Here is a 2,406-nt window from a genome sequence, read left to right on the forward strand (position 1 = left end):
AGCTCCGCCAGCTGCTCCAAATGTCCTTTTTCTGCGTGAAACCGGGCCAGATAAACGTTTTCCTCCAGTTCTTCCAGCTGCTCCTTTGTAATGTGCTCCGTGGCCCATCTGGCACACAGGCCCTCCAAAAGAGAACGGATCATATAAATGTCCTTCACATCTTTTTGTGTGATACCCGTCACATAGGCTCCCTTGTTGGGAATAATCTGAATCAGGCCTTCCAGCTCCAGCTGCCTGAAAGCCTCTCTCACAGGCGTTCTGCTGACTCCCAGCTCTTCGCCTATGGCAACCTCCCGAAGCTCTTCATGCTCCTCATATTTTCCGTTGAGAATATCTTCCCTGAGCCGGTGAAATACCCGGCCCCGCAGGGAGTACTTGTCCGTTACCTCCTGCTTTACATCATATTTACTCACTTTTCATGCCTTTCCGATAAGCCTGTCTTTTTGGCTTATTCACCAATGGAGATATTTTTCTCCAGACATACGCGGTTTAAACAGGCTACGATCTCCTCGTCCGTAAGCACGGTCACCCGTCCTCCCGCATATTCCTCGTCCACCCATTTCTTGATCTCTTTTACCAGCTCACTGGTTTTATCCACCTGCTTGTCTCCTTTAAGCTTGTAATAAGTGTTGATCCAGTGGGCGATGCCTGCCAGACCCGAGGTGTTGGAGACGGCACACAGCACCGGACGGTTCAAAAACTTCTCTGTATCAAAAATATTGTAAATCTCTTCATTTTTCAACAATCCGTCCGCATGTATCCCCGCCCTGGTCACATTGAAATTCTTGCCTACAAAAGGAGTTCTGGGCGGAATCTGATATCCGATTTCCTTTTCATAGTATTCTGCCAGCTCGGTGATTACAGTGGTATTCATGCCGTTTAAATCTCCCTTCAGCTGGGCGTACTCAAACACCATGGCTTCCAGAGGGGTGTTCCCCGTCCTTTCACCGATGCCAAACAGCGACGTATTCACGCCTGAGCAGCCATACAGCCACGCCGTGGTGGAATTTGTCACCGCCTTATAGAAATCATTATGTCCATGCCATTCGATCAGCTCATGAGGCACGCCCGCATGGGTATGGATGGCGTAAATAATTCCCTGTACGCTTCTTGGAATCACCGCTCCTGGGAAATTCACGCCGTATCCCATGGTATCGCAGGCCCGTATTTTAATGGGAATCTGGTACTCCTCCATCAGCTTCATCAACTCCAGGCAAAAGGGCACCACATAGCCGTAAATATCCGCCCTTGTAATGTCCTCCAGATGACACCGGGGGCTGATTCCCTCCTCTAAGCACTCTCTGATCACACTCAGGTAATGGTCCATAGCCTGGCGTCTGGTCATCTTCAGCTTCAAAAAAATATGATAGTCAGAGCAGCTTACCAGGATACCCGTCTCCTTCATGCCAATCTCTTTTACCAGCTTAAAGTCCTCTCTATTTGCACGTATCCAGCTTGTGACCTCTGGATACCGGTAGCCTCTCTCCATACATTGATAAACCGCATCCCTGTCCTTTTTGCTGTACAGGAAAAATTCACTGGCCCGTATCATTCCGTTGGGTCCGCCCAGCTCATGCAGATAATCAAAAATCTTTACAATCTGCTCCGTGGTATAAGGCGCTCTGGACTGCTGTCCATCCCGAAAGGTGGTATCCGTAATCCAGATTTCCTTAGGCATATTGTGGGGAACGATCCTGTCGTTAAAAGGAATCTTTGGAACCTCGGAATAAGGAAACATATTGCGGAACACATTAGGCTTATCCACATCGTCTAATATGTACATATGCTCCTCAATCTGCAGCAGATTATTGTTCTGGTTCATGGTGACAGGACGGTCTTGAAATGTGTCATTCTCTCTCATAGGGCACTCCCATCTGCCTGTGCTCAGGCGTTCATTTATGTGCGGACGCACATGCACGCTTTTGTATTTATCAGCTTGCCTCGTATAATTGTATACAATCATACCAAGTGTGTCAATAGCTTTTTAGCAATCTTTTCACATGAACCATGCCCCATCCCTGCTTATTCCAGGGCTCTCCCAGGTCTGTGGCTGTCATGGTCAGCTTCTGCTTCAGCTCCTCATTGGTCATCTGGGGAAACTTCTGCAGCGCAAGGGCTGCAGCCCCGGCCACAATAGGAGTGGCCATGGAGGTTCCGCTTTTTGCGATATAAGCGTTTTTTATTTTTCCATGAACGCTCTGATACCCCATATTACAGGATACAATATCCGTACCAGGCGCCACCAGATCCGGCTTTCTGATGGAATCGGCCAGATTTCCCCTTCCCGAGTAGGTTTCACATCTCTTGGGATTGTCCCTGCAGTAAATCCCGTCATGGCATCCTACCGTAATCATCCTCCTGCTTCCCCCCACGGAAGAAATAGTGCCGTTTCCGGGACCCTTATTC

At 48.7% G+C, this 2,406-nt stretch carries 3 protein-coding genes; all 3 read right to left on the reverse strand.

Annotated features, from left to right (window positions below; genetic code table 11):
• The coding region (locus tag AC1WIP_RS14580) for a GntR family transcriptional regulator (protein WP_481142510.1) at positions 1-413 on the reverse strand (413 nt) is incomplete at its 3' end.
• 35 nt (positions 414-448) lie between these two features.
• A complete protein-coding gene (locus AC1WIP_RS14585; RefSeq protein ID WP_481142511.1) occupies positions 449-1,861 on the reverse strand; it encodes a 2-isopropylmalate synthase in 1,413 nt (470 codons plus the stop codon).
• 112 nt (positions 1,862-1,973) lie between these two features.
• Positions 1,974-2,406: S8 family serine peptidase (locus AC1WIP_RS14590; protein WP_481142512.1), on the reverse strand; the 433-nt coding region annotated here is incomplete at its 5' end.

This window comes from Acetatifactor sp. (assembly GCF_982438285.1).